Annotated in this window: 24 protein-coding genes and 1 pseudogene; 16 read left to right on the top strand and 9 right to left on the bottom strand. The window is 73.8% G+C overall.

Going from position 1 to position 23,013, the window contains the following annotated elements:
• Positions 1-9: 9 nt before the first annotated feature.
• On the bottom strand, positions 10-1,101 hold the full coding sequence (locus ACW62_RS24235) for an ArsR/SmtB family transcription factor (RefSeq protein WP_157574950.1): 1,092 nt from the start codon (positions 1,099-1,101) through the stop codon (positions 10-12).
• Between the two features lie 108 nt (positions 1,102-1,209).
• On the opposite strand from ACW62_RS24235, the gene ACW62_RS24240 reads away from it, so the two are divergent.
• A complete protein-coding gene (locus ACW62_RS24240; protein WP_053206682.1) occupies positions 1,210-1,959 on the top strand; it encodes an SGNH/GDSL hydrolase family protein in 750 nt (249 codons plus the stop codon).
• Positions 1,960-1,966: 7 nt separating this feature from the next.
• Here ACW62_RS24240 and ACW62_RS24245 read toward each other — a convergent pair whose 3' ends face one another.
• Positions 1,967-2,725, bottom strand: coding sequence for a class I SAM-dependent methyltransferase (locus tag ACW62_RS24245; protein ID WP_053206683.1), 759 nt, complete (start codon positions 2,723-2,725; stop codon positions 1,967-1,969).
• 44 nt (positions 2,726-2,769) lie between these two features.
• Between ACW62_RS24245 and ACW62_RS24250 the strand changes: the two genes are divergently transcribed.
• Together ACW62_RS24250 and ACW62_RS24255 are read left to right on the top strand one after the other, a co-directional pair.
• Positions 2,770-3,546 carry a GTP pyrophosphokinase gene (locus ACW62_RS24250; RefSeq protein ID WP_053206684.1) on the top strand — a complete coding sequence of 259 codons (777 nt, stop codon included), beginning with the start codon at positions 2,770-2,772 and terminating at the stop codon, positions 3,544-3,546.
• Between the two features lie 88 nt (positions 3,547-3,634).
• Positions 3,635-4,036 carry a hypothetical protein gene (locus ACW62_RS24255; protein ID WP_053206685.1) on the top strand — a complete coding sequence of 134 codons (402 nt, stop codon included), beginning with the start codon at positions 3,635-3,637 and terminating at the stop codon, positions 4,034-4,036.
• A 113-nt stretch (positions 4,037-4,149) separates the two neighbouring features.
• Here ACW62_RS24255 and ACW62_RS36280 read toward each other — a convergent pair whose 3' ends face one another.
• Complete coding sequence (locus ACW62_RS36280) at positions 4,150-4,497, bottom strand: MerR family transcriptional regulator (RefSeq protein WP_053206686.1); 348 nt, start codon at positions 4,495-4,497, stop codon at positions 4,150-4,152.
• A gap of 55 nt (positions 4,498-4,552) precedes the next feature.
• Between ACW62_RS36280 and ACW62_RS24265 the strand changes: the two genes are divergently transcribed.
• Together ACW62_RS24265 and ACW62_RS24270 are read left to right on the top strand one after the other, a co-directional pair.
• A complete protein-coding gene (locus tag ACW62_RS24265) occupies positions 4,553-5,278 on the top strand; it encodes an SDR family oxidoreductase (RefSeq protein WP_053206687.1) in 726 nt (241 codons plus the stop codon).
• Between the two features lie 219 nt (positions 5,279-5,497).
• Positions 5,498-6,493, top strand: coding sequence for an ABC transporter substrate-binding protein (locus ACW62_RS24270; RefSeq protein WP_053206688.1), 996 nt, complete (start codon positions 5,498-5,500; stop codon positions 6,491-6,493).
• A 13-nt stretch (positions 6,494-6,506) separates the two neighbouring features.
• On the opposite strand, the gene ACW62_RS24275 is transcribed toward ACW62_RS24270, so the two are convergent.
• Positions 6,507-8,231 carry a SulP family inorganic anion transporter gene (locus ACW62_RS24275; protein WP_083460118.1) on the bottom strand — a complete coding sequence of 575 codons (1,725 nt, stop codon included), beginning with the start codon at positions 8,229-8,231 and terminating at the stop codon, positions 6,507-6,509.
• An 85-nt stretch (positions 8,232-8,316) separates the two neighbouring features.
• Between ACW62_RS24275 and ACW62_RS24280 the strand changes: the two genes are divergently transcribed.
• The 3 genes from ACW62_RS24280 to ACW62_RS24290 are packed head-to-tail and all read left to right on the top strand — an operon-like array spanning position 8,317 to position 10,300.
• Positions 8,317-8,721 (top strand): DUF7144 family membrane protein, encoded by a 405-nt coding sequence (locus tag ACW62_RS24280; RefSeq protein ID WP_053206689.1) that lies wholly within the window; start codon positions 8,317-8,319, stop codon positions 8,719-8,721.
• An 8-nt stretch (positions 8,722-8,729) separates the two neighbouring features.
• The gene (locus ACW62_RS24285) at positions 8,730-9,386 is read left to right on the top strand and encodes a GAP family protein (RefSeq protein ID WP_053206690.1); all 657 of its coding nucleotides are present in this window, start codon (positions 8,730-8,732) and stop codon (positions 9,384-9,386) included.
• 59 nt (positions 9,387-9,445) lie between these two features.
• Positions 9,446-10,300 (top strand): endo alpha-1,4 polygalactosaminidase, encoded by an 855-nt coding sequence (locus ACW62_RS24290; protein WP_053206691.1) that lies wholly within the window; start codon positions 9,446-9,448, stop codon positions 10,298-10,300.
• A gap of 23 nt (positions 10,301-10,323) precedes the next feature.
• Here ACW62_RS24290 and ACW62_RS24295 read toward each other — a convergent pair whose 3' ends face one another.
• Both ACW62_RS24295 and ACW62_RS24300 read right to left on the bottom strand, forming a co-directional pair.
• Complete coding sequence (locus ACW62_RS24295) at positions 10,324-11,331, bottom strand: zinc-dependent alcohol dehydrogenase (RefSeq protein WP_053206692.1); 1,008 nt, start codon at positions 11,329-11,331, stop codon at positions 10,324-10,326.
• A complete protein-coding gene (locus ACW62_RS24300; protein WP_053206693.1) occupies positions 11,328-12,134 on the bottom strand; it encodes an IclR family transcriptional regulator in 807 nt (268 codons plus the stop codon). The genes ACW62_RS24295 and ACW62_RS24300 overlap by 4 nt, the downstream gene beginning before the upstream one ends.
• 45 nt (positions 12,135-12,179) lie before the next feature.
• Between ACW62_RS24300 and ACW62_RS24305 the strand changes: the two genes are divergently transcribed.
• Both ACW62_RS24305 and ACW62_RS24310 read left to right on the top strand, forming a co-directional pair.
• Entirely contained in the window at positions 12,180-13,895 is a 1,716-nt protein-coding gene (locus ACW62_RS24305; RefSeq protein ID WP_053206694.1) for an IlvD/Edd family dehydratase, read from the top strand.
• Complete coding sequence (locus ACW62_RS24310; protein WP_053206695.1) at positions 13,882-14,556, top strand: SDR family NAD(P)-dependent oxidoreductase; 675 nt, start codon at positions 13,882-13,884, stop codon at positions 14,554-14,556. The genes ACW62_RS24305 and ACW62_RS24310 overlap by 14 nt, the downstream gene beginning before the upstream one ends.
• On the opposite strand, the gene ACW62_RS24315 is transcribed toward ACW62_RS24310, so the two are convergent.
• Positions 14,550-14,852 (bottom strand): DUF3817 domain-containing protein, encoded by a 303-nt coding sequence (locus ACW62_RS24315; RefSeq protein WP_053206696.1) that lies wholly within the window; start codon positions 14,850-14,852, stop codon positions 14,550-14,552. The genes ACW62_RS24310 and ACW62_RS24315 overlap by 7 nt on opposite strands.
• 67 nt (positions 14,853-14,919) lie before the next feature.
• Positions 14,920-16,245, bottom strand: coding sequence for a PQQ-dependent sugar dehydrogenase (locus ACW62_RS24320; protein WP_053206697.1), 1,326 nt, complete (start codon positions 16,243-16,245; stop codon positions 14,920-14,922).
• 139 nt (positions 16,246-16,384) lie between these two features.
• Here ACW62_RS24320 and ACW62_RS24325 point away from each other — a divergent pair, with 139 nt between their 5' ends.
• The 6 genes and pseudogenes from ACW62_RS24325 (at position 16,385) to ACW62_RS24350 (ending at position 21,946) form a co-directional block, all read left to right on the top strand.
• The gene (locus ACW62_RS24325) at positions 16,385-16,921 is read left to right on the top strand and encodes a SigE family RNA polymerase sigma factor (RefSeq protein ID WP_205629559.1); all 537 of its coding nucleotides are present in this window, start codon (positions 16,385-16,387) and stop codon (positions 16,919-16,921) included.
• On the top strand, positions 16,918-18,048 hold the full coding sequence (locus tag ACW62_RS24330; RefSeq protein ID WP_053206698.1) for a hypothetical protein: 1,131 nt from the start codon (positions 16,918-16,920) through the stop codon (positions 18,046-18,048). Before ACW62_RS24325 ends, ACW62_RS24330 begins: the two co-directional genes overlap by 4 nt.
• A 49-nt stretch (positions 18,049-18,097) precedes the next feature.
• Positions 18,098-19,093 (top strand): annotated as a pseudogene (locus ACW62_RS35960) (Dyp-type peroxidase).
• On the top strand, positions 19,090-19,950 hold the full coding sequence (locus tag ACW62_RS24340; RefSeq protein WP_083460120.1) for a family 1 encapsulin nanocompartment shell protein: 861 nt from the start codon (positions 19,090-19,092) through the stop codon (positions 19,948-19,950). Before ACW62_RS35960 ends, ACW62_RS24340 begins: the two are co-directional and overlap by 4 nt.
• A gap of 66 nt (positions 19,951-20,016) precedes the next feature.
• A complete protein-coding gene (locus tag ACW62_RS24345) occupies positions 20,017-20,250 on the top strand; it encodes an addiction module protein (RefSeq protein ID WP_053206699.1) in 234 nt (77 codons plus the stop codon).
• A gap of 172 nt (positions 20,251-20,422) precedes the next feature.
• Entirely contained in the window at positions 20,423-21,946 is a 1,524-nt protein-coding gene (locus ACW62_RS24350; RefSeq protein WP_053206700.1) for a multicopper oxidase family protein, read from the top strand.
• A gap of 5 nt (positions 21,947-21,951) precedes the next feature.
• Here the strand turns inward: ACW62_RS24350 and ACW62_RS24355 are convergent, their stop codons facing one another.
• Positions 21,952-22,860 carry a metallophosphoesterase family protein gene (locus tag ACW62_RS24355; RefSeq protein ID WP_157574951.1) on the bottom strand — a complete coding sequence of 303 codons (909 nt, stop codon included), beginning with the start codon at positions 22,858-22,860 and terminating at the stop codon, positions 21,952-21,954.
• Positions 22,861-23,013: the final 153 nt, after the last annotated feature.

Raw genomic sequence — 23,013 nt, forward strand, 5'->3', positions numbered from 1 at the left:
CCCCTGGCGTCACGACCTCCGGTCGGTGCTGCCGAAGATCCAGTCCTCGATCGAGCGGATGAGCTGCGCCGTCGCCTCGGTGCGCAGCGAGTACCGCGTCCCCACCCGGTCGCGTTCCTGTCGCACCATGCCCGCCGCCCGCAGCCGGTGGACGTGGTGATGCACCGTCGGCTGCCCGAGCCGCAGCTGCGCGGCCAGCTCGGCGGCGTACATCGGCCGCTCCGCCAGCATGCGCAGCAGCGCGAGCCGGTTGGGATCGGACATGGCCTTGAGCGCCGTGACGAGATCCTGGCGGATCGGCACCGGGTCGTACCCGTCGAAGAAGGCGCTCGGCACGCCGTACACGACCAGCGCCGCACGAGCGGCCTGGTCGACGCGTGCGGACATGTAGGGGTGCGCGAAGACCGACGGCGCCAGCGTCACCGACCGCAGGTCGAGGTCCTCGCCGAGGGTGTAGCCGCCGGTCAGCTGCTCGATCACCGTCGGCGCCGGCACCACGTCGAGCATCGCCCGTGCGGCGCCGGCGGCGTCGTCGAGCAGCGCCGTGAGGTCGTCGGCCTGCTCGGCGAACACCCGGTCGAGGTAGTTGCTCAACACCCCGACCAGCTCGGCCTGGACGACGTCCGGCTCGCGGAGCACGCGGCGGCACCGTGCCGCCCAGCCGGGCAGCAGGCCGGCCACCGCCGCCGTCGCCCGCGTCGCAGCGCCGTCCAGCACCTCGCGGTAGGCCGCGAGCCGCGCCGCGTCGGCCTCGCCGTCGTCGAGCATGAGCATCGCGAGGTCCGCGGCCGGCAGCGCCGCGACGGCGTCGATCAGGTCGCGAGGCCCCGCCCCGGGCTGGAGGTCCGTGATGACGCGGATCGCCCCGTACCCCAGCGCGGTCTCGAACCCCTGGAACAGGAACCTGGCCGCCTCGGTGTGCTCGTCCCCCAGCCGCTCCAGCTGTTCCGACGTCCAGCGCCGGGACCGCGTGAACGTGCGCGGGTTGTAGAGCGCCCGCAGGCTGACCACGAAGTCGAAGCAGACCGAGGCGTCGACCCGCACGTCGCCGTCGAACCCGCGGTCCACGGCCTGCGCGTCGGTGCCTTTGATCAACTTCATGGTCACCAATCGGTAGAAAATCGATGGTGGTCGAAAAACTATCGATGCCGACGAATGCCGTCAAGGGGTCGAGCGCGGCCGATCCGGGCGATAACCGATACTGAGGCCATGCGGCTGGTCTCCATCGGCGACAGCTTCACCGAGGGTGTGGGCGACGTCCTCCCCGACGGCACGCCCCGCGGGTGGGCCGACCTGCTGGCCGGCGGGCTGGCCCGCGACCGCGGCGAGCCGGTCGAGTACGCCAACCTCGCCATCCGCGGCCGGCTGGCCGGGCAGATCGTCGACGAGCAGCTGGAGCCGGCGCTGGCGCTGGAGCCGACGGCGCTCACCTTCAACGGCGGCGGCAACGACCTCATGCGCGCGCGGGCCGACCTCGTCCGGCTCCGCGCGCTCACCGAACACGTCATCCTGCGCTGCCTCGAGAACGGCGTGCGGCCGATCATCCTCAGCGGCGGCAACCCCAGCGGCGGGCTGCCGATGGGCCGGCGCATCCAGCGGCTGGGCGACCTGCTGACGGCGGTGGCACGGGAGCTGACCGCCCGGTACGACGTCACATTCGCGGACAACTGGAGCGACGCCGAGCTGGCCCGCGCCGACTACTGGTCCGCCGATCGGCTGCACCTGAACACCGCCGGCCACCGCCGGGTCGCGGCCCGCACGTTGGCGACGCTGGGCGCGTCGTACCCGCCGGAGTGGATGGCGCCGGCCGGACCCACGCGCACCGCGCCGGGCCTCACCGAGAACGTCCGGTACTACCGCCAGTACGTCGCGCCGTGGGTGCGGCGGCGGCTGACCGGCCGCTCGTCCGGCGACGACCGCACCGCCAAGTACCTCGACTGGACCGTCGTCGCGCCCTGAGGGCCTGTCACCGTTCGGCGCGGACGATCCACGCGCGGGCGTCGAACAGCACACCGTCCGGGGTCGCGTGGGCGGCGACGTGGTCGCGCAGGCGCTCGTGGGCGCGGGCCCGCTCGTCGCCGTCGAACCGGGCCAGCTCCGCCCGCGGCTCGCTGAGCTGGAGCACCGCGGCCAACGCGGCGTCGGTGCCGGCGCCGTACCAGACCGGCCGCGCCACGCCGGTGAGCTCGACGCCGCCGTAGCCGGCCGCCGCCAGCAGCGCCCGGGTCGCCTCCGGAACGGCCAGCGAGAACGCGCCGTCGTCGGGCCGCGTCCGCACCTCCCCCGCGACCGCGTCGAGCAGCGGGCCGGCCCACGCGTTGGCGGCGCGACCCTGCCAGACGATCATCGCCAGCCGCCCGCCGGGGCGGGTCGCGCGGGCCAGGTTGGCGAACGCGGCCGCCGGGTCGGCGAAGAACATCGTCCCGAACCGGCTCATCACCAGGTCGAACTCCCCGTCGCCGAACGGGTGCGTCTGCGCGTCGGCGACCTCGAACGCCACGTTGCGCAGCCCTTCGGCGGCGGCCCGCCCGCGCGCCTCGTCGACGCGCGTCGCCGACACGTCCACGCCGAGCACCGCCCCGTCCACCGCCACGCCCGCCGCGTCGCACGTCGTCCGGCCCGCCCCGCACCCGACGTCGAGCACGCGGTCGGCGCCGCGCAGCTCGAGCGCGGTGCGGAACGGCGGGTCGAGGTGGCGCAGCTCCGCGTCGTAGTCGAAAGCCACGGCTCAGACCGTAGCGGCTCGCGGCTCGCATACGATCGAAAGCGATGGACGAACCAGCCCTCCCGGCCCCCGACGACACCGCCGTGCTGCCCGCGAACGTCGTCGCCGAGTTCCGGCAACTGCGCGACGAGTTCTCGCGGTTCATGCTCTCCTACAAATTCGGCATGGACGAGATCACCACGAAGATGCGCATCCTCCAGGAGGAGTTCCGCACCGTCCACGTCTACAACCCGATCGAGCACGTCTCGGCGCGGCTGAAGACGCCCGAAGGGGTGCTGGAGAAGGCGCGGCGCAAGGGCTGCGAGCCGACCTTCGAGCGGCTGCGCGAACAGATCACCGACATCGCCGGCGTCCGCGTCACCTGCTCGTTCGTCTCAGACGCCTACCGCGTGTTCGACCTGCTGACCGGCCAGCGCGACATCGAGGTCGTCACGGTGAAGGACTACATCCAGAACCCGAAGCCCAACGGCTACCGCAGCCTGCACGCCATCGTCGAGGTGCCGGTGTTCCTGTCCGACGGGCCGACGCCGGTGCCCGTCGAGGTGCAGTTCCGCACCATCGCGATGGACTTCTGGGCCAGCCTCGAGCACAAGATCTACTACAAGTACGACAAACACGTGCCCGACGCGCTGCTGCTCAGCCTGCACGAGGCCGCCACCACCGCGGCCAAGCTCGACGAGGACATGGAGCGCCTGCACCGCGAGGTCCACGGCGACGACCGGCAGCAGCCGCCGCTGGAGTCGTCGCCGGGCGGGCTGGAGCTGACCGAGCGGGTCGTCGCCCAGCTGCTGCAGCAGCGCGCCGCCCTCCCCGAGCCGTAGGCCGAAGGTCCCGCCGGGCGAGCGCCAACGACTCTGGGGCAGCCGCCGCCGCGCGCGTAGCGTCGGAGGTGTTCCGGAGGTGATCCCCATGCGGGTCCTGTTGTCCGCCACCACACCGAGCGGCGACGCGGCCGACGTCGCCGGCCGGCTGCGCCGCGCCGGGCACACCGTCTACGGCTGCCGCGGCGGCGAGCACTGCACCCTCGCGATGGGCGGCACCTGCCCGCTGGCCGACCACCTGGTCGACGCGCACGTGCACGTCCGCGAGCGCCCGGGCCCGCCGTCCGGCCGCGACCGCCCGTTCCTGTGCGCCGTCGTGGCCGGGACGCCGCTCGTGCTGTGCGGCCCGCCGTCGCCCGAGGGCCCGTGGTCCCGCGCCGTCGCCGTCTGCTCCCCCGCCGGCGTCGTCGACGCGCTCGATCAGGCCGTCCGGCGCCGCGCCACGACGGCGAGCGCTGGCGGCAGGTGGGACCAGCCGCGGTCTGCTTGACGCCTGCCCCGGCAGGGGCCGCCTGAAACCCTGTCTCCCGCTCTTACCTCACGGCTCGGCCAGCGCACAGTGTCGAGTACCCACCCGAGCGGAAAGTGCACAGCTCGCGGCGCTCAGGCGCTGCGGGCGTCGGCCGCGACGATGAGGTCGTCGAGGCGGTCGAGGGCGGTGTGCAGGGCGGCGATGCGCTCGGCGATGCGGGCCCGCTCGTCGTCGAGCATGGTGCGCTGGGCGGCGGTGGTCGTGCCGGTGTCGACGCAGGGCAGAAGCTCGGCGATGCGGCGGCTGGACAGCCCGGCCGCGTAGAGCTGCTGGAAGAACCGGACCCGCCCGACGGCGTCGTCGGCGTACTCGCGCTGACCGCCGGCCGTGCGCTGGGACGTCAGCAGGCCCTGCTGCTCGTAGTAGCGCAGCGCCCGCACACTGACGCCGGACCGCCTCGCGACCTCACCGATGCGCATCGTTCTCCCTCACTACTTGACTCTGACGTCAACGTCAGGTTCTAGCCTGCCACACATGACTCAGAGCTTCCCTCTCGACGGCGCGGTCGCGCTCGTCACCGGCGCCAACCGCGGCCTCGGCCGACTGTTCGCCGCCCACCTCCTGCAGCGCGGGGCGGCCCGCGTCTATGCCGCCGCGCGCCGCCCCGAGACCATCGACCTGCCGGGCGTCATCCCGCTGCGCCTCGACATCACCGACGCCGCGGACGTGCGGGCCGCCGCCGACCGGGCCGGCGACATCACGCTGCTCGTGAACAACGCCGGCATCAGCCGCTGGACCAACCTCCTCACCAGCGACGTCGCCGACCTACGCGCCGAGGTCGAGACCAACCTGTGGGGCACGCTCGCCATGGTGCGCGCGTTCGCCCCGGCGCTGGCCCGCAACGGCGGCGGCGCGATCCTCAACGTGCTGTCGGCGCAGTCGTGGTTCGCCTACCCGGGGACGAACGGCTACCACGTGGCGAAGGCGGCCCAGTGGGCGCTCACCAACGGTCTCCGGCTGGAACTGGCGGGGCAGGGCACCCGGGTGACCGGCCTGCACCTCGGCGCCGTCGACACCGACTTCACCGCCGCCTACGACGGCCCCAAGGGCGACCCGTCCGACGCGGTCCAGGCCGGGCTGGACGGCCTCGCCGCCGGCGCCGCCGAGGTGCTCGCCGACGACTGGACCGCCCACGTCAAACGCTCCCTCGCCGACGACCCGTCCCTCCTCGACGACCAGATCCGCGCCGGCGTCGCCTGAGGCCCGCTCCGGGCGTCGTCCGTGCCCGCGCACACTGGTTCGCCGGTGTGCTCGCCACGTGTCCTCGACTCCCGCGACCGTCTTCGATGGCGGGAGTCGTGTTCCGGGCGCCGTTCGGACGGTTCTCGCCATCGAAGACGGCTGCGGACGTCGAGGTGTGCCCAGACTGCCCCCGCCCCCGGATGGCTCACGACCGCGTGGCCGTCGATAAGCTTAGGCATGCCTAAATCCCTGACGATCTCCCGCCGGTCCGCCCTGACGGCGCTGGGCGCGGGCGCGGCGCTCGCCGTCCTGCCGGGCTGCGGCGGCGGCTCGTCCCGCGACGAGTCCGGCGGCGAGACCCGCTCGATCACCGGCGCGCTCGGGACCATCGAGGTCCCGGTGTCGCCGCGGCGGGTCGTGTCCGTCGGCCAGTACCGCGACACCGACGCGGCCGTCGCGCTCGGTGTGGTGCCGTTGTTCAGCCCCGACCTCAGCCAGTTCGTCCAGGGCGGCGTCGCGCCGTGGGTGCTCCCGGAGCTGGGCGGCGACGAGCTCCACATCGTCGACGTCGCGGAGCTGCCGTACGAGGCGATCGCCGAGCTGGGGCCCGACCTCATTCTCGCGACCGACCGCCAGCGGCTGGCCGACGAGTACGACCAGCTCAGCCAGATCGCGCCGACGCTGTCCTGGGCCGAGGGCTACAACCAGGACGACTGGACCACCACGACGACGCGCATCGGCGAGGCGCTGGGCCGGGCCGACGAGGCGGAGCGGCAGCTGCGGCAGACGAACGACGCCATCGCCGCCGCGATCGACGCGCACCCGCAGCTGGCCGGGCTGACGTTCACGCTCGGGCCGGTGACCGCCGACGGCGCCGTCAACACCATCAACAGCACCGCCGACGCGTCGGCGGAGTTCCTCGCCCAGCTCGGCATGGAGCTCTCCCCCGCCGTCACGAGCCTGCCCAGCTCCGGCATCCCCGGCCGGGCGATCATCAGCCCGGAGGAGCTGGAGCTGCTCGACGCCGACGTGCTGCTGCTGACCTTCAACACGCCCGAGGCGCGGACGACGCTGGAGGCGAACGAGCTCTTCCAGCGGGTGCCAGCGGTGCGCGACGGCCGCTACGTCGCGCTGGACCTGCCGACCGCGCTGGCCATCGGCTTCCCGTCGGCGCTGAGCGTCCGCTACGGCCTGGAGCAGGTGCTGCCGAAGGTGGCCGCCACGCTCGCCTGACGACGCGGCCGGGTCAGCCGCCCGGCCGGTCGCCTGACTGACGCAGCAGCCAGGCGTCGGCGTCGTGCAGGGCGTGCAGCGTGGACTCGCCGACCACGTCGGTGGCGGCGACGGCGCGGACCGGGCCGTCGAGGTCGACGCCGGCGCGGCGGGCCTGGTCCAGCAGGTGCGGGTCGAGGCCGGACAGGTACAGCCGCCCGCCGGCGTCGGACAGCCGCCGCGCGTAGCCGGCCACGACGCGGTAGAAGGTGGCGCCGAGCGCGGTGCGTCCGCGCAGCCTGATGACGACGGCGGTCCCGCGGGCGCCGGCCGGGTCGGGCAGCCGCGCCTGCAGCGTCCGCGCTCCCGCGTAGAGCAGGCTCCCGTACACGTCCAGCGCGACGACGACACCGGCGTCCAGCCGCTGCGGCGCCGGCCGCTCGCGGAACCTGCCGTCCGGCAGCGGCTCCAGCTGGACGACCTTGAGGTCCATCGCCTCCTGGTTCAACTGCAGCAACAGCGACAGCGCGACGCCGATCCCCACCGCGGCCGCCACCGGCAGCACCAGCGTCGCCGCGAACGTCGTCACCAGCGCGATCTGCGACGTCGCGCCCGTGCGCCAGATCGCCGCGACGACGCCCGGCCGGATCGACGTGATCGCGGCGTAGATGAGCACCGCGGCCAGCACCGGCGTCGGCACCAGCCCGACCAGCCCGCCGAACAGCAGCACGATCGGCAGCAGCAGCGCACCGGACAGGATCGCCGCCCACCGGGTCCGGGCGCCCATCGCGACGTTGAGCGCCGTCCCGCTGACGGAGCCGCCGACCGGCTGGCCGCGGAACAGCCCGGCGGCGACGTTGGCCACCCCTTGGGCGACGAAGTCGCGGCCGGCGTCGGACGGCGTTCCGTCCGGGTTGGGCGCCGCCTCGCTGACCCCGGCGCCCTGCACGAGGACGATGACGGCGACCGCCGCGGCGCCCGTGAGCAGGTCGAACGTGAACATCCCGAGGTCGGGCAGCACCGGCAGCGGCAGCTCCCGCGGGATGTCCCCGGCGTCGCGCACCTGCTCGACGCTGTCGAGCCCGAACACGACCACCACCAGCGTCGGGACGACCAGCGCCGCGAGCGCGCCGAACGTGCTCCAGCGGCTGTTCATCAGCCCGAACAGGATGCCCAGTGTCGCCAGGCCGATCCCGAGCGACGCGACGTTGATCCGGCCCAGGTGCGTGACCAGGTCGAACGCCTTCGCGACGTTCGTCGAGCCGCTGACGTCGGCGCCGGCGAACCCGGACAGCTGGCCGAAGATGATGCTCGCCGCGACGCCGGTCAGGAACCCGGTCATCACCGAGTGCGACACGAACCGCGCGTACCGGCCCAGCCGCAGCAGCCCGGCCGCGATCATCAGCACTCCGGCGACGATCGTCAGCAGGAACAACGCCGCCGGACGGTCCGCCGGATCGACGCCGTCCAGCGCGGACGCCGCCGCGAGCGCCGCCGCCGTCGTCGTCGCGACCACCATCATCCGGGTGCTGGTGGCCAGCCCGCCGGCGACCGGGCCGACGATGCTCGCGTACAGGCCGAACACCGGGTTCACCCCGATCAGCGCCGCCGACGCCATGCCATCGGGAACGCTGCCGACCGCGCTCGGGACCGCCGCGACGACGTCCGCGCGCAGGTGTCGGCGGCTCGGCCGGACCGAGCGGAGCCAGCCACGCACCGCCGTCGCCGCCCGCGCTGCACGCTCCCGCGAACCGGCCATGCCCCACCGTGCGCCACCGCCCGCCGGCCGGTCCTCACCCCGTTGGGGTGAGGGCGTCACCACCCGCGGCCGCCACGATGACGTCATGACGCAGGCGGAGCGCGACAGCGTGACCGGGTGGGTGGGCTGGGTCTGGTTCGGCGGCATCATGCTCGTCACGCTGGGGTTGTTCCAGGCGTTCCAGGGGCTCGTGGCGGTGTTCGACGACGAGTTCACCGCCGCCGTGGGCGACCGGCTGATCGTCGTCGACCTCACCACGTGGGGTTGGGTGCACGTCGCGATGGGCGCGCTGCTGGTGATCGCCGGCGCCGGGGTGCTCGGCGGCACGCTCTGGGGCCGGGTGCTCGGCTCGGCGGTCGCCGCGCTGAGCCTGCTCGCGCAGCTGACCATCCTGCCGGTCTACCCGATCTGGGCGCTGATCGTGATCGCGCTGGACGCCGTCGTGATCTACGCCCTGATCGTGCACGGCGGCGAGGCGGCCGCGGTCTAGGGGTGTCTATGGGCGACCTCGTCCTCGAGCTGATCCCGTCGATGATCGGCCTGCTGATCACGCCGATCGCGATCGCCGGCGGGATCCTGCTGCTCGGCACGTCCCGGCCGTTCGCCAACGCGCTCGCGTTCATGGCCGCGTTCCTGCTCGCCTACTCGATCCTCGCCGCGGTCGTCGTCGGGCTCGCGGCGGCGAGCTCGGAGCCGCTGCTGTCGGTGCGGGCCAAGAGCGACGTCGAGATCGGCGTCGGAGCGCTGCTCCTGCTGCTCGCGGTGCCGCTGATCGTCAAGCGACGGGACCGGCGCCGGGCCCGCCGGGCGAAGAAGGGCCTCGCCGCCCGGCTGCACGACGCCACACCGCGGTTCGCGTTCGGGGCCGGGCTCGCGCTGGCGATCCTCAACCCGAACGTGCCGATCCTGGTCGCCGGGCTCGCGGTGGTGGCCGCGGCCGACACCGGCCACGTCGTGGGCGCCGTCCTGCTGGTCGTCGCCGCGGTCTCCGGCATGCTGATCCCGATCCTGTGGCGCTGGCTCGCGCCCGGCAGCGCGCCCCGGGCGCTCGCGCGCATCACCGCGTGGATCACCGCGCACGACCGCACCATCAACATCACCATCCTGCTGGTGTTCGGGACGACGTTCCTGGTGAAGGGCCTGGCCGGGCGCTGACGTGAGCACCACGCCGCCGGCGTTCGCGGTGAGCATGGGTGTGCACGATGATTCTGCCCATGCCGACGACGCGAGCAACCGCGGCTGGCCGGCCGCAGTTGTCACACGGCTGGCGTGCGGCCGCGTCCCTGCTGGCGGCGGTCGTGCTGCTGGCCGGCTGTGGCGGGGACGATGACGGCGACGGCGTGCGGCTCCCGCCCGAGGGTGGCCGCGTCGACTACCAGCTCGGCGGCCCGTATCCGCCGTCCGACGAGGTGGAGGTGGTGATCCGCGACGTCACCGCCGAGCCGGCGCCGGACCGCTACGGCATCTGCTACGTCAACGCGTTCCAGACCCAGCCCGGCACGCTCGAAGGGTGGCAGCGCGAGCACGAGGACCTGCTGTTGCGCGACGACGGCGAGTTGGTCACCGACCCGGACTGGCCGGACGAGGCACTGCTCGACACGTCGACCGAGGCGAACCGGGCGGCGCTGGCCGAGGTCGTCGGCGCCGAGCTCGAGCGCTGCGCCGAGGCCGGCTTCGCCGCCGTCGAGCCGGACAACCTCGACTCGTGGACCCGCTCGCACGGTCTGCTGGACGACGCGGACAACCTGGCGTTCGCCGCGCTGCTGGCCGAGCGGGCGCACGAGCTCGGCCTGGCCATCGCGCAGAAGAACGCCCCGGAACTGGGCACCGCCGGGCGCGACACCGCGCACCTGGACTTCGCCATCGCCGAGGAGTGCGAGGTCCACGACGAGTGCGCCGCCTACACCGACGTCTACGGGCAGCACGTCATCGAGATCGAGTACACCGACAACGGCAGCGCCGCGTTCGCCGCCGCCTGCGCCGAACGCGGCGACGAGATCGCGGTGCTGCTGCGCGACCGCGACGCCCTCCCTGCCGGCGCGGACGGCTATGTGGCGGAATGGTGCTAGCAGCGGAGCGGTCCGAGCGCACCCTAGAGACGCGGGTCGACGTGCACCTTGGGGGCGGGACCGGTGGGGTGCGTCCCGGCCAGGACGGCGGCGACGTCCGAGAGCCCGACGGTGGCGCCGACCAGCGGCCGCGGGTCGACCGCCCCGCTGGCGTACGCCTCGATCGTCGCGGCCAGGCCGGGCGACGCGGACAGGATGCCGACCGCGGTGACGTCGCCGAGCACCAGGGTCCGGGTGTCGAGCGTGCTCGGCGTCGCGGACAGCCCGATGTAGACGACCCGCCCGCCGGGCTCGACCAGCTCGACGGCGCGCGCCGGCAGCTGCGCGGCGTTGGTCGCGTCGATGACGGCGTCGAACGGCAGGTCCGGCAGCTCGTCCTCGGTCCACGCGTGCTCGAATCCCAGTGAACGGGCGAACCGCAGCGACGCCTCGGTGCGGCCCATCAGGTGCACCTCGGCGCCGTCGGCGCGGGCGAACATCGCCGCCATCAGCCCGATGGTGCCGGGCCCGAACACCAGCACCCGGTCACCGGCGCCGGCCCCGGTGGCCCGCGCCGCCCGCAGCGCGTTGCCGCCCGGCTCGACCAGCGCCCCCAGCACGGCGTCGACGGAGCCGGGCAGCGCGTGCAGCGACGACGCCGGGACGGCCAGCTGCTCGGCCAGCGCGCCGGGCCGGCCGTCGCGTACGCCGACCTCCTGCCGCGCCTCGCAGACGTGCTGGAGGCCGCGGCGGCAGCGCCGGCAGGTCCCGTCGCCGATCATGGTGTCGCCCATGACCCGCCGCCCCAGCCACGCGGCGTCGACGCCGGAGCCCACGGACGAGACGACGCCGGCCCACTCGTGCCCGGGCCGCAGCGGGTACGTCGTGTGCCCGGACCGCAGGTAGGCCATGTCGCCGCTGAAGAACTCGGCGTCGGTGCCGCAGACGCCGGCCCGTTCGACGTCGACCACCACCTCGCCGGGTGCCGCCACCGGCCGCGGCACCTCCCGCACCCCGCCCGCGCCGGGACCGGTCAGCACGAACGCCCTCATCTACTACTCTCCCCCAGCCGGCCGAGCACGCCGCGGATCTCGTCGACGGCGTCGACGAGCGTGGCCAGCGGTGTGCGATAGGTCAGCGCGCTGACGCTGAGCGCGCCCGACGGTGTGCCCGGCGCCAGCGCGTACACCGGGAGCGCCAGGCAGGCGACGCCGGTCTCGTTCTCCTCGTCGTCCAGGGCGTAGCCGCGCTCGCGGACGGCCGCCAGCTCCGTGGCCAGCTCGTCGGCGGTGACGCGGGTGCGCGCCGTCCGCCGTTCCAGCGGCCCGGCGCCCACCCATCCCGCCACAGCGGACGGCGTCGGCAACGAGTGCGCCAGCAGCAGCTTGCCGACGCCGGTCGAGTGCGCCGGGTTGCGCCCGCCGACGACCGACGTCAGCCGGGCGGCGCCGCTGGGCGGGTCGACCTTGGCGCGGTACACCACCTCGCGGCCGTCGAGCACCGCGTAGTGCGTGGTCTCGCCGAACCGGGCCGCCAGCGCCTCCAGCACCGGCCGCAGCCGGACGTGCTCGGGCCGGGCCTCGTGGTGCGCGAACGCCAGCCGCAGGAACTCGTCGCCCAGCAGGTAGTGGCCGCGGGCGTCCTGACCGGCCAGGCCGGCCCGGCGCAGCGACCGCAGCGCCCGGTGCACCGTCGGCTTGGGGCTGCCGACGACGCGGGTCAGCTCGTCCAGCCCGACGCCGCCGGGGTGGGCGGCCAGCTCCTTGAGCACGGCGAGCACGCGGTCGGAGCCGACGACCCGGCCGCCCTCTTGACCGGGACGGCCGTCGCCCGCCACCATGTCTGCGTCCCGCATGTTCCAGATAGTAGAGCGTCGTTTCGATAATCGGAAGGTTCTGCCGTGACCGAGCTCCGCAGCGCCCAGTGGTACGGCGGCGACGGCCGCGACGCCTACATCCACCGCGCCTGGATGCGCCGCGGCCTGCCCGACGACGCGTTCACCGGCCGGCCGCAGATCGCCATCGCGAACACCGCGTCCGACCTCACGCCGTGCAACCGGCACCTGGACGAGGTGGCGCGATCCGTACGCGACGGCGTCCACGAGGCCGGCGGCATCGCGCAGGAGCTGCCCGCGCTGTCGCTGGGCGAGACGCAGCTGCGGCCCACCGCCATGCTGTGGCGCAACCTCGCCGCCATGGCCACCGAGGAGATGCTGCGCGGCAACCCGGTCGACGGCGTCGTGCTGCTCGGCGGCTGCGACAAGACCATCCCGGCGCTGCTCATGGCGGCCGCGTCGGTCGACCTGCCGGCCGTCGTCGTGCCCGGCGGGCCGATGCTCACCGGCACGTTCCGCGGCGCCCCGCTGGGCTGCGGCACCGACGTCTGGCGGCTGTCCGAGGAGGTCCGCGCTGGGACGCTCTCGCGCGACGACTTCACCCGCTCGGAGTCGGCGATGATCCGCAGCAAGGGCCACTGCAACACCATGGGCACCGCGTCGACGATGGGCCTGCTGGCCGAGGCGCTGGGCATGGTCGTCCCGGGTGTCGCGGGCACCCCGGCGCCGGACAGCCGGCTGCTGGCCGCCGCGCACGGCACCGGCCGGCTCGCCGTCGAGCTGGTCGCCGCGGACCGCCGGCCGAGCACCGTCCTGACCGGGGCGTCGTTCCACAACGCGATCGTGACGCTGGCCGCCATCGGCGGCTCGACCAACGCGGTCGTGCACCTGCTCGCCGTCGCCGGGCGCCTGGGCATCGACCTCACGCTGGACGACTTCGACCGCATCGGCTCGCGCGTCCCGGTGCTGGTCGACCTGCTGCCGGCCGGCCGGTTCCTGATGGACGACCTGCACCGCGCCGGCGGGCTGCCGGCGGTGCTGCGCGAGGTGCGCGACCTGCTCGACCCGGCGGCGCTGACGGTGACCGGCCGGCCGCTGGTCGACTACCTGGACGACGCCGAGATCTGGGACACCGAGGTCATCCGGCCGCGGTCGGCGCCGCTGGTCGACGAGGGCGGTATCGCGGTGCTGCGCGGCAACCTCGCGCCCCGCGGCGCGGTGATCAAGCCGGCCGCCGCGTCGCCGTCGCTGCTGCGCCATCGCGGCCCGGCGGTCGTGTTCGACAGCATCGAGGACCTGCACGCCCGCATCGACGACCCGGACCTCGACGTGACGGCCGACTCCGTCCTGGTGCTGCGCGGCTGCGGCCCGAAGGGCTACCCCGGCATGCCGGAGGTGTCGAACCTGCCGCTACCGCAGAAGCTGCTGGCCCAGGGCGTGCGCGACATGGTCCGGGTGTGCGACGGCCGGATGAGCGGCACCGCGTACGGCACCGTCGTGCTGCACGTCGCCCCGGAGGCCGCGGACGGCGGGCCGCTCGCGCTGGTGCGCACCGGCGACGTCGTCAGCCTGGACGTCGCCGCGCGGCGCATCGACGTCGAGGTCAGCGACGACGAGCTGGCCGCGCGCTCCCCCAACGACGCCACCGTCGACGGCTACGCCCGGCCCTTCCGTGGCTGGGAACGGCTCTACGTCGACCACGTACTCCAGGCCGACACCGGCGCCGACCTGGACTTCCTCCTCGGCTCCAGCGGATCGGAGGTCAGCCGTGAATCGCACTGACACCAGGACGGCGCTCGTCACCGGCGGTGGCAGCGGGCTCGGCGCGGCGGCGGCCGAACGCCTGCGCGCCGGCGGATACACCGTCACCACGCTCGACCTGCACGGCGCCGACGTCGCCGCGGACGTCACCGACGAGGCGGCCCTGGCGCGGATCGGCCCGGTCGACGTGCTGGTGAACTCGGCCGGCATCGTCGGCCCGAACCGGCCACTGGACGAGACGACGGCGGACGAGTGGCGCCGCGTCTTCGAGATCAACGTCATCGGCACCGTCAACACCATGCGCGCGTTCGTCCCCGGCATGCGCGAGCGCGGCTGGGGCCGGGTCGTCAACGTCGCCAGCATGGCCGGCAAGGACGGCAACCCGAACCTGTCCGTGTACTCGGCGTCGAAGGCGGCCGTCATCGGGCTCACCAAGTCCGCCGGCAAGGAGCTCGCCACCAGCGGCGTCCTCGTCAACGCCATCGCGCCCGCCGTCATCGCCACGCCGATGAACGACAACACCGAGCCCGGCGTGCTCGCGCACATCACCAGCCTCATCCCGATGCGGCGGGTCGGCCGCCCGGAGGAGGTGGCCGAGCTGATCGCGTTCCTCTGCTCCGACCGGGTCAGCTTCTCCACCGGCGCGGTCTACGACATCAGCGGCGGGCGCGCGACCTACTGAAGGACGGCGGCCCGCTCGCGCAGCACGCGGCGCTCGAACCAGACCGTCATGAACGGCGGGATGGCCGAGGCGAGGCCGAGAATCGTCGTCGTGAAGGACCAGCGCTCCGCCCGCCAGGCGGCGATGACGGTGACGATGTAGACGAGGAAGACGACGCCGTGGATCGGGCCGAAGATCTGCACCCCGATCTCGTTCTCGACCACGACGTACTTGAAGAACATCCCTGCCAGCAGGCCGGCCCAGGAGATGCCCTCGGCGACGGCCGCGACCCGGAACCAGCGAAGCGCAGCACTCACCCCGTCACCCTACGGGCGCGACCCCGCCCGGCCCCGGGCGGGGGGCCGGGCGGAGCGGTCCCGGGGGTCAGGACCCGGCGGCCGCCGCGAACGTGAGGCGGTGGATGGCGCCGGCGCCCGGAGCGACGGTGTCGGTGACGAAGTAGACCTCGCCGTCCTCGTCGGCCCCGAACGAGGTGATCCGCGGCGGCAGCTGGCCGACCGCGTCGTTGGCGACGTGCCGGCCGCGCCGCTGCTCCTGGACCGCGAACGCCTGTCCGGTGCAGTAGTCGGCCGTGACGTAGGTGCCGTCGGCGAGGTCCTCGAACTCCTCGCCGCGGTAGACGACGCCGCCCATCACGGCGCACCGGTCGTTGCCGGCGAGGCCGTAGGAGAAGACCGGGTCGGTGTACTGGGCGCGCGGGTTGCAGCGGACATCGAGGAACGGGTCGGGGCCCTCCCCGGCGTTCTCGGGCTGACGGTGGATGTCGTCACCCTCACGGCAGGACCAGCCGAAGTTCCAGCCGTCGCGCGGCTGGTCGTCGTCGTCGAGGGAGACGTGGTTGATCTCCTCCCAGCGGTTCTGGCCGACGTCGCCGATCCAGATCGACTCGGTCGGCTTGTCGATGGAGAACCGCCACGGGTTGCGCAGGCCGTACGCCCAGATCTCCGGCCGGCCGACGGCGCTGCGGGCGAACGGGTTGTCCCTCGGGATGCAGTAGAGCCGGCCGTCGCACTCGCGCATGGCGTCGATCCGGACGATCTTCCCGAGCAGCGTGCTGAGGTTCTGCGCGCCGAACAGCGGGTCGTCCGCGCTGCCGCCGTCGCCGGTGCTCCAGTACAGGAAGCCGTCGGGGCCGAACATCAGGTCGCCGCCGTTGTGGTTGCCGTTGAGGTTGTGCTGCTGACGGAGCACCCGCTCCTCGGTGGCCGGGTCGACGACGGCCTGGCCGGCGCCGTCCAGCACGAACCGCGAGACGGTCAGCGCGCCGTTCTCGACGCCGGTGCCGATGGCGGTGTACGAGACGAACAGCGTGTGCGTGCGGGCGAAGTCCGGCGACGGCGCCACGCCGAGCAGGCCGCGCTCGTTGCCGGCGGTGCTGACGCGGCTGGTGAGGTCGAGCAACGGCTGCGGGTCCAGGACGCCGGTGTCCGGGTGGAACACCAGCACGCGGCCGGCCTTGTCGACGACGAACAGCCGGCCGCTGCCGTCGTCGGGCGTGCCGATGGCGGAGAGCCGCAGTCCGGTCGTCGCGACGACCTCGCTGCCGACGCTCAGCTGATCGACGGGGAGAGCGCGGTCTCGGTCGGACGGCGCCGCCGCGCCCGCCGTCGCCGTCGCGGCGATCAGGACGAGGGGCAGCGCGAGGGCGAGCCGGAGCCGGCGGGTGCGGGGGACGGATGGAGCGGACATGACACTCCTCACTGACGATGAGTTGTTGCCAGGTCAGGTACCGGGCCGTAATACGGCGGCGGAGATCGAATGGATTGCGCCGGCCGGCATGCAACTCCACGTCCGTGGCTCGCGTCTTCAGGGGTGACCGAGGGGTGGGATGGACATCGACGCAGACGCGGCGCCGGTCGCGATGGACCGCGACAGCGCGTTCGAGCAGTACGTCGAGGTGCGGCAGGCGGCGTTGCTGCGCCTCGCCTACCTGCTCACGGGCGATCAGCACGCCGCCGAGGACCTGCTGCAGACCGCGCTGGCCAAGCTGTACCTGGCCTGGAACCGGGTGGAGCGGGCCGGCTCCGTCGACGCGTACACCCGCCGGATCATGATCAACGAGCGCGCCAGCCGGTGGCGGCGAGCGGCGCGGCGGTTCGAGCGGTCTACCGACGCCGTTCCGGAGCGGCCGGTCGTCGGCGACTTCGACCACATGCTCGCCGAGGGCGACGCGCTGTGGTCCGTCGTCCAAGGGCTGGCGCCCAGGCAGCGGGCCACCGTCGTCCTCCGCTTCTACGAGGACCTCGGCGAACAGGAGGTCGCCGACCTCCTCGGCTGCTCCGTCGGCACAGTGAAGTCGCAGACCAGCCGGGCGCTGGCGACGCTGCGCGCCCGGCTGGAGGAACGGAAGGGGCACGACCGATGAACGAGTTCGACGATCTCGAGAGCGCCCTGGCCGCGGAGTTGCGCCGCCGTTCCGGTGAGGTGCTCGCCACCGCGGGGCTGGCCGGCCGCGCCCGCCAGCGCGCCCGCGTCGTCCGGCGGCGCCGCGCCGTCGCCGTCCCGGCCGCCCTCTCCCTGCGCGGCGTCCCGCAGACCGCTCCCCCGGCCGACCCGCCGACCGGTGGCACGACACAGCTGGTGCTGGACGGGCTGCCGAGCGGCGCGCCGCCCTCGATCGGCTGGTTCGAGGACGCACGGTTCCACGACCCCGGCGGAACCACGGCCGGGTTCCCCGAGATGTGGACCGACGTGCTGCAGGTGGACGGCGGCTTCCTCGCGAGCAAGGGCGACGAGATCGCCCGGCTCGGCCCGGATGGCGAGGTGACGGACCGCCGTCCGGGTGCGGGTCCGGTGCTGTCGCCCGACGGCGTCCTGGCCGCCTACTACGACCGGGACGCGGGCATGCTGGTCGCCGCGCAGGCCGACGGCGGCGGGATCCGGCCCGGCGGGCGCGCCGTGCCGGACGGCCAGCGGCTCGAACCGGCCGGGTTCCTCGATACGCACCGCGTGGTGTCCAACGTCGCGACCGCCGCCGGAGCGCTGACGGGCGTCCGGATCGACGACCTCGCGCCGGACGCCGAGATGGCCGCGGCCACACCGCCGTGGGAGCTGGCGCTGGTGAGCGCCGTCTCGCCGGCCGCCGGACTGGTGACCGGCCCCACCAGCCTCGCCGACGACGCCTGCTGGGCGGTCTACGAGGCGGACGCGGACGAACCGCTGTGGGAGACCTGCGCGTACGCGCTGTTCCGTTTCAGCCCGGACGGCCACCACCTCATCGGAACGACCGCCCGCCCGGAGGCCGAGGCCCACTCCCAGGTCATGGTCGTCGACGCCCGCACCGGCGAACTCGTCCACGACTACAGCGGGCGGCACATCTACGACGCCGTGTTCGAGGACGACGACCACCTGATCCTCGATGTGCGCCTCGAGGACGGCGACGACCGCCTGGCGACGCTGCTGCGGTGCGACCTGGACGGCGGCTGCGAACTCACCAGGCCGGTCGCCGGCCAGGACGGGGTGACGTACTCGCTGACCCGGCCACGCTGGTGATGCCGCGGCCTTCCTGCGCGCCGGCCGTCCTGCGGGCGATAATGCGACAGTGACCGACGCTGCGACACCGCAGGGCGTGCTGGGCCCGCTGACCGAGGCCGCGATCTTCCTCGTCGTCACGGTCGAGGAGGGTGGCGAGGACGTCGCGCGCGACCTGCTGGCCGACCTGTCCGGGCTGACCCGCGCCGTCGGCTTCCGCGGCCCCGGCGACGGCCTGACCTGCGTCGCCGGCATCGGCGCCGCCGCTTGGCCCCGGGTCGTCGGCGACGAGCCGCCGTCCGGGCTGCACCCGTTCCAGGAGGTCGCCGGCGCCCGGCACACCGCGCCCGCCACCCCCGGCGACCTGCTGTTCCACCTGCGCGCCCGACGCATGGACCTCTGCTTCGAGCTGGCGACGCTGATCACCGGGCGGCTGGCCGGCGCGGTCACCGTCGTCGACGAGGTGCACGGGTTCCGCTACTTCGACCAGCGCGACCTCCTCGGCTTCGTCGACGGGACGGAGAACCCGACCGGCGCGGCCGCCGCTGCCGCCGTCCTCTCCGACGAGCCCGGGTTCGAGGGCGGCAGCTACGTCGTCGTGCAGAAGTACGTGCACGACATGGACGCCTGGAACGCGCTGCCGGTCGAGGAGTAGGAGCGGGTCATCGGCCGCCGCAAGCTCTCCGACGTCGAACTGTCCGACGCCGAGCAGCCGGCGAACTCGCACGTCGCGCTCACCACCATCGTCGACGACGACGGCGAGGAGCGCGAGATCCTGCGCGACAACATGCCGTTCGGGCAGCCCGGCGGCGGCGAGTTCGGCACCTACTTCATCGGCTACGCCGCGCACCCCGACGTCATCGAGCAGATGCTGGACAACATGTTCATCGGCCGGCCGCCGGGCAACCACGACCGCATCCTCGACTTCTCCGTCGCGGTCACCGGCGGCCTGTTCGCCGTCCCCACGGTCGATGCCCTCGACGGCCTAGCCGACCCACCGAGCCCGACGCCCGCGACCGACGGCAGCCTGAACGTCGGCAGTCTCAAGAGGAGCGACGCCTCATGAACAACTCTTCTTCTCCCTTGCAGGACTCGTTGCCGCCTGGGACCTCGCGGTCGGCTCGAGGGAACCTACACCGCGAACTCGCGCCCGTCTCGGCGGCCGCCTGGGCCGACATCGAGGCCGAGGCGCGCCGCACGTTCGTCCAGTACGTCGCCGCCCGCCGCGTCGTCGACGTCATCGGCCCGGGCGACGGCGTCCTGCACGGGGTCGGCACCGGGCACCTGCGCCGGCTCGACGCGCCCGGCGACGGCGTGCTGGCGCGCAGCCGCGAGGTGAAGCCGGTGGTCGAGCTGCGCGTCCCCTTCACCGTCGACCGCCAGGCCGTCGACGACGTCGAGCGCGGCGCCAAGGACGCCGACTGGCAGCCGGTGAAGGACGCGGCGAAGCGCATCGCGTACGCCGAGGACCGCGCCATCGTGGCCGGCTTCGCCGCGGCCGGCATCGAGGGCATCGTGGCCGGCACCACCAACACCCCGATCGCCCTGCCCGGCGACGTCCGCGACCTCCCCGACGTCGCCGCCCACGCCCTCACCACCCTCCGCCTCGCCGGCGTCGGCGGCCCGTACAGCCTGCTGCTGTCGGCGGACGTGTACACGGCGGTCGAGGAGACCACCGACCACGGCTACCCGATCCGCGAGCACGTCGCCCGCGTCCTGCACGACGGCGAGATCGTCTTCGCCCCCGCCATCGACGGCGGCCTGCTGCTCTCGGCCCGCGGCGGCGACTATGAACTGCACCTCGCCCAGGACCTCTCCATCGGCTACCTCTCCCACGACGACGACACCGTCCAGCTCTACTTCGAGGAGGCCTTCACCTTCCTCGTCCAGACCGGCGAATCCGGCGTCGCGCTGGAGAGCTAGGACGGTTATCCACAGCCTGGCCTTTCAGCCGCGCGGTGCTGCCGGGTGAGTGCCTAGACTGATCCCATGACGGACCGGGCCGAGGAACTGTTGCGCGCAGCGCTTGCGCTGCCCCGCGGCGACCGTGCCGACGTCGCGGCCGAACTGCTGGCGAGCCTCGATGAGTCCGGCGACGCGGATCGACCGGGCGTCGAAGCCGCCTGGGCTCGCGAGATCGAACGGCGAGCACGTCGCGTGCTCGCGGGTGAGTCCAGCGCCGACGACTGGGGCGCCGTCCGCGCTCGCCTCAGCGACCGTTGACCCGCAAGGCCCGGATCGAGCCGGAGGCCGGAGGCACCGTGCCAGCTACTGGCGCCGCGACCGGCCCGAGTCGTAAGCGGCCAGGAATCGGGCCGGGCGTCGCAGGTGTCATCCGGCCGGGAGACCACCCCGGTCCTGGACGCCCACGACCGGGTGGTGCATCGTCGGAGGCATGGAACACCCCGGCCACCACCACGCGCCCGACCACCCGCCCGCCGCGGCGCCGTTCCCGACCGACCCGGCCGGACTGCCCGAGGCCACCGCGCCCGCCACGCTCGAGCCCGGCGACGGCGACACCGTCGCCCTGACCATCGCGCCGGTGGCGAAGCGGCTGGACGGCGCCACCGTCCGCATGCTCGCCTACAACGGCTCGATCCCCGGCCCGGCGCTGACCGTCCGCCAGGGCAGCGAGCTGACCGTCGACGTCGCGAACGAGGGCGACCTGGAGACGACGGTGCACTGGCACGGCCTGCGGCTGGACAACAGCAGCGACGGCGTCCCGGGCGACACGCAGGCGCCCATCGCCGTCGGCGGGCGGCACACGTACCGGCTGCGCTTCCCCGACCCCGGCCTGTACTGGTACCACCCGCACGTGCGCGAGGACTACACCCAGGAGCTCGGCCTCTACGGCACCATCCTCGTCCGCCCCGCCGACGAGGACTACTGGCCGCCCGCGCACCGCGACGTCGTGCTGACGCTGGACGACCTGCTGGTCGAGGACGGCCGCATCGCGCCGTTCAGCCCGGCCGAGACGACGCACGCGGCCATGGGGCGGTTCGGCAACGTGTACCTCACCGGCGGCGAACAGGCCCCGGCGCTGACGGCGGACGCCGGCGAGGTGGTGCGGTTCTGGCTGGTCGACACCGCCAACACGCGAGTGTTCGACGTGCGGGTGCCGGGCGCGCGGATGAAGCTGGTCGGCGGCGACTCCGGCCGCGTCGAGCACGACGAGTTCGTCGACGGCGTGCTGGTCTCGCCGTCCGAGCGGGCCGTCGTCGACGTGCTGTTCCCGGCGCCGGGCGAGTACGCGCTGGAGCACCACACCCCCGTCGGCACGCACCGGCTGGCGACGGTGACGGTCGGCGCCACGCCGGCCACGCCGGACCTCACCGCGCGGTTCGAGACTCTCGGCGGCGCGCCCGACCTCGCCGCCGAGCGGGCCGGGCTGGGCCCGTGGCTCGCGGCCGAGCCGGACGAGGTGCTGTCGTTCATCGCCGAGCTGACCATGGGCGAGGGCGGCCACGGCGGCCACCACGAGCACCATGGCCACGACAGCCATGACGGCCTCAGCGCGACCGCCGACGGCATCGAGTGGGAGGACGAGATGGCGGGGATGAACCGCGCCTCGACCAACGCCACCGTCACCTGGCGCATCGTCGACCCGGCCACCGGCGGCGAGCCGGACTGGCGCTTCACCGTCGGCCAGCGGGTGAAGATCCGGCTGGTCAACGAGCTGGAGTCGGACCACCCGATGCAGCACCCGTTCCACCTGCACGGCGCCGGCCGGTTCCTCGTCCTCGCCCGCGACGGCGCCACCGAGCCGAACCTGGTGTGGAAGGACACCGTGCTGGTCCGCACCGGCGAGACCGTCGACATCCTGTTCGACCTGACCAACCCGGGCCGCTGGATGGCGCACTGCCACATCGCCGAGCACCTGGAGAGCGGCATGATGTTCAGCTTCACCGTCGACGCCTGACGCGGCTACCGCGGCACCGTGAACACGTCGACCAGCGCGCCGGACTGGTCGATCGCCCGCCCGACCAGGCGGTCGGCGTAGACCAGCAGGTCCACGTAGTGCAGGGTGGACGAACTGACGGCGGTGAAGCCGGCCTGGCCGGTGGGCCGCAGCTTCGCGCCCGCCCCCGACACCACGTAGACGACGCCGTCCAGCACGTCCGAGCGCTGGTAGTCGTGGTCGTGGCCGGCCAGCACCAGCGGCACGTCGTACTCGTCGAACAGCGGCACCCAGTCGGCCCGCACCCGCGGGTCCGAGCCGTGCTGCCCGGCCGAGTAGGGCGGCCGGTGCAGCGCGACGACGGTCCACGTGCCCGCCGGCTGCGGCGCCGCCAGCCGCTCCTTCAGCCAGGCCGTCTGCGCCGCGTCGCCGGTGCGCTCGGTGTCGAGGACGAGCACCCGCACCGGGCCGACCCGCTGCTCGTACCAGGCGTCGTCGCGGCCGAGCGCCGCCATGATCTGGGTCTGCTCGTCACTCTCGTAGTCGTGGTTGCCGAGCACCGGCAGCAGCGGCACGCCGTCGTCGAGCAGCGGCGCGAACGGCTCGGTGACGGCGTCGTCGACCCGCGCGGCGTCGCCGTCCTCGTAGACGAGGTCGCCCAGCAGCAGCACCGCGTCGTATCCGCCACCGCCGCGGTCCGCCTGCGACACCATCTCCGCGACGGTGGCCCGCTCGGCCGCGTCGCCGGTCCCGGTGTCACCGGCGACGGCGATGCGCGCCAGCGGGTCGTCGGTCACCGGTGGCGCCGGCTCCCCCGCCACCGCGGCCGGCGCCGGGTCGGACGGCGGTCCCAGCACCAGCCGCACCCCGACGACGCCCGCCACCACCAGCAACGTGGCGACGACGGCGTAGCCCAGCAACCTGCGCCCCGGCACGTGGTGCACGCTACCCCCACCTCGCCCCGCCCCGCCCCCGCCGATTCCACGTTGATCTTGGAGATATTGGCGGAATCCGGTGGCTTTTGCCCGGCGGATTCCATCGGTCGTAGCAACGCCTGGTGGAAGGTGTTGTCCGATGCCGAAGGTGTT

It is taken from the genome of Jiangella muralis, from assembly GCF_001270745.1.
GTDB classification, from domain to species: Bacteria; Actinomycetota; Actinomycetes; order Jiangellales; family Jiangellaceae; genus Jiangella; species Jiangella muralis.

Coding starts and splice junctions, on each gene's coding strand:
- ACW62_RS24265 (WP_053206687.1), top strand. CDS start 4,553: ATGACTCAGAGCTTCCCTCTCGACGGCGCGGTCGCGCTCGTCACCGGC.
- ACW62_RS36280 (WP_053206686.1), bottom strand. CDS start 4,497: ATGCGCATCGGTGAGGTCGCGAGGCGGTCCGGCGTCAGTGTGCGGGCG.
- ACW62_RS24240 (WP_053206682.1), top strand. CDS start 1,210: ATGCGGCTGGTCTCCATCGGCGACAGCTTCACCGAGGGTGTGGGCGAC.
- ACW62_RS24250 (WP_053206684.1), top strand. CDS start 2,770: ATGGACGAACCAGCCCTCCCGGCCCCCGACGACACCGCCGTGCTGCCC.
- ACW62_RS24295 (WP_053206692.1), bottom strand. CDS start 11,331: ATGAGGGCGTTCGTGCTGACCGGTCCCGGCGCGGGCGGGGTGCGGGAG.
- ACW62_RS24300 (WP_053206693.1), bottom strand. CDS start 12,134: ATGCGGGACGCAGACATGGTGGCGGGCGACGGCCGTCCCGGTCAAGAG.
- ACW62_RS24280 (WP_053206689.1), top strand. CDS start 8,317: ATGACGCAGGCGGAGCGCGACAGCGTGACCGGGTGGGTGGGCTGGGTC.
- ACW62_RS24275 (WP_083460118.1), bottom strand. CDS start 8,231: ATGGCCGGTTCGCGGGAGCGTGCAGCGCGGGCGGCGACGGCGGTGCGT.
- ACW62_RS24340 (WP_083460120.1), top strand. CDS start 19,090: ATGAACAACTCTTCTTCTCCCTTGCAGGACTCGTTGCCGCCTGGGACC.
- ACW62_RS24285 (WP_053206690.1), top strand. CDS start 8,730: ATGGGCGACCTCGTCCTCGAGCTGATCCCGTCGATGATCGGCCTGCTG.
- ACW62_RS24330 (WP_053206698.1), top strand. CDS start 16,918: ATGAACGAGTTCGACGATCTCGAGAGCGCCCTGGCCGCGGAGTTGCGC.
- ACW62_RS24235 (WP_157574950.1), bottom strand. CDS start 1,101: ATGAAGTTGATCAAAGGCACCGACGCGCAGGCCGTGGACCGCGGGTTC.
- ACW62_RS24270 (WP_053206688.1), top strand. CDS start 5,498: ATGCCTAAATCCCTGACGATCTCCCGCCGGTCCGCCCTGACGGCGCTG.
- ACW62_RS24290 (WP_053206691.1), top strand. CDS start 9,446: ATGCCGACGACGCGAGCAACCGCGGCTGGCCGGCCGCAGTTGTCACAC.
- ACW62_RS24255 (WP_053206685.1), top strand. CDS start 3,635: ATGCGGGTCCTGTTGTCCGCCACCACACCGAGCGGCGACGCGGCCGAC.
- ACW62_RS24350 (WP_053206700.1), top strand. CDS start 20,423: ATGGAACACCCCGGCCACCACCACGCGCCCGACCACCCGCCCGCCGCG.
- ACW62_RS24345 (WP_053206699.1), top strand. CDS start 20,017: ATGACGGACCGGGCCGAGGAACTGTTGCGCGCAGCGCTTGCGCTGCCC.
- ACW62_RS24325 (WP_205629559.1), top strand. CDS start 16,385: ATGGACATCGACGCAGACGCGGCGCCGGTCGCGATGGACCGCGACAGC.
- ACW62_RS24320 (WP_053206697.1), bottom strand. CDS start 16,245: ATGTCCGCTCCATCCGTCCCCCGCACCCGCCGGCTCCGGCTCGCCCTC.